The organism is Luteibacter sp. P4_D7_3, assembly GCF_056401735.1.
Genome location: NZ_JBFUIT010000464.1, coordinates 1 through 2290 on the forward strand (window position 1 = coordinate 1; position 2290 = coordinate 2290).

1 protein-coding gene is annotated in these 2290 nt (G+C 67.4%); it reads right to left on the reverse strand.

What is annotated here, in order from left to right; genetic code table 11:
- Positions 1 to 132 precede the first annotated feature (132 nt).
- On the reverse strand, positions 133 to 2290 hold a 2158-nt coding region (locus AC1DSN_RS21565; RefSeq protein WP_477332791.1), incomplete at its 5' end, for a motility hub landmark protein FimV.

Below are 2290 nucleotides of genomic sequence, written 5' to 3' on the forward strand. Positions count from 1 at the left end.
GCCTGTGGGCCTGTCTGCAGAACAACGAGAACTTCGATACCTCGAAGCTCTTCAGCCCTGAACACCTCAAGAACGCTTGACGGCCAAGAGAGTATCTACATAGAGGCATGCAGGTAGTCAGCAGGGCGATCGTCAGACGATGTCGTTGAGGATCCGCTTGGCCGTGTCTTTCTGCATCTGCGTGCCTTCGGACAGCACCTCGTCGAGCATGAGGCGTGCGCCTTCGGCGTCGCCCATGTCGAGATAGGCACGGGCCAGGTCGAGTTTGGTATCGACCGGGTCATCGCTGAAGCTTTCCGGATTGTGATCGGCGATCGGCTCTTCGTCCGGGAAGTTCGGCTCGTCGAAACGCGGGAGGTCGTGGGCGGATGTAGCAGCCGCTTCGGTCTCTTCGTTGAACGACCAGGACGCACGATCGTCGCTCACCGGAACCGGCTCGCTCAAACCGTGGTCGGTCGAACCGTGTGCCGGCACCTCGGTGTAGAGGGAGTCCGGTGCATCGACGTCAAAGACGTCCGGTGCGTTGGGGCGGCGATCGGCCTCGGCGCGCTGCACCGGCGTCAGGTCGAAGTTGAAGTGGTATTCGCTGTGCTTCTGCGGCGCCTGCACGACGGGACGATCTTCCTCGTCCGCACCGGTGACGTACGTGCCCAGATCGAACTGCTCCAGCGCAGCGGCCTCATCGGCGGAATGCACGTGACCGGGTTCGTAATGGTCGTACGGCTCGTCGATCTCGTCGACCGGCACGCCGCCGAACAGCGGATGGCTGGGAGCGAGGTCTTCGCCCATCGTCACCACTTCGCGCCATTCCGGCTGCTCGGGATCCGCGACGTGGGCGAACATCGCCTCGGCAGCGGCTTCGAAATGTTCGACGTCGCGGCGACCGTAGTACAGGCTCACCAGCTCCAGGTGCAGGCCGATATCGTCCGGGTGCTCGGCCAGCGCGTCCAGGATCTCGCGCTGGTCCTGGTCCATCGCATCGTTGTGGCCGAAGGTGTCGAAGTTCGGTTCACGCGCGAAACGATCGGCCAGCGAGGCCGAAGCGGGTCCGGCCACGGCCGAGGGCTTCTTCCGGCCGAACACGGCTGCCACAAGAAGCAGGAGGATGACGATCGCGCCGCCGCCCCAAGCCCAGGTCTGCAGATACCAGGGATCGTCTTCCACGACCGGCGCCGGGCTGAACTTATGCACGGGGGGCTTGGCGGCCGGAGCCGGCGACGCCGCGGCGGGTGCCTGGACCGGCGTCGTGACGACAGCGGGAGCGGCCACCGTGGCCGCATGCGCAGGCACGATGGCGGCCGTCGAAGCCGCCGTCGAAGCGACGGCCGGCGTGGCGGCCGGCGCGGCAGCCGCTGCTTCCTGAGCCGGCGCAGCCGCAGTGGCGGCCGGTGCGGGCTGCCCCGCGGCCTTGCGCGTTTCAGCCAGCTTGCGCTGGAGCTCGGCAATTTCCGAGTCCTTCAGGCTGATCAGGCGCTGGTTCTTCGTGTTGATCTCTTCGAGGTCGCCGATGCGCGACTTCAGCTCGGCGCCCTGCTGCTTGAGCGAGGCGACGGACTCCTGCGAGGTCGTCAGTTCCTGCTTCAGGCCGGCGACCTGGGCGTCGCCCTTGCCGTCCTTCGTACCGGCTCGGGTGGAAGCGGCGTCGCCGCCCTCCTTCGAGGGGACGATGGCCAGGCGATCGTTGGCGGGAGCAGCGGCCTTGGCCGGGCCCTGTGCTGCGCCGGTGGAGGCTGCGTCGGCAACCACCGAGGGCGAACGCGCCGTGCCCGAGCGCCATGCCTCGTTCTGGCGGCGTACTTCCGCCAGAGCAGCCGCGGCCGACTGGGCCTGGATGTCGTCGGTGGAAGGGATGCGCAATACCGCACCGGTTTTCAGCGCGTTGATATTGTCCCGGAAGAAGGCGTCCGGATTGGCCTTGTGCAGCGCCAGCAGGACTTGGTTGATGTCGGCGCCACTGGTGTGATCGCGAGCTATCGTCGAGAGGTTCTGGCCACGTTGAACCGTGACCGAGCCATCGCTGGCGCCCGAGGGAGCGGCGGCAGCGCGGGGCGCCGCCGGGGTCGCTTCGCTACGTGAAGCCCGCGACTCGCTGCGCGCAGGCACGCGAGAGGGCACCTCCGACGTCCGCGACGGCTTGGCCGCAGGCGCGCTGGCCGTGGCGCCGGCCGTCGATGCCGGCGCGCCCGGCGGGTCGAGCAGCATCGTGATCTCGCGGACGACCTTGTTGCCGTCGGTCGAGACCTCGACGAGGAAGTCGAGATAGGTATCGCGTATCGGCGCGCTACTGGTC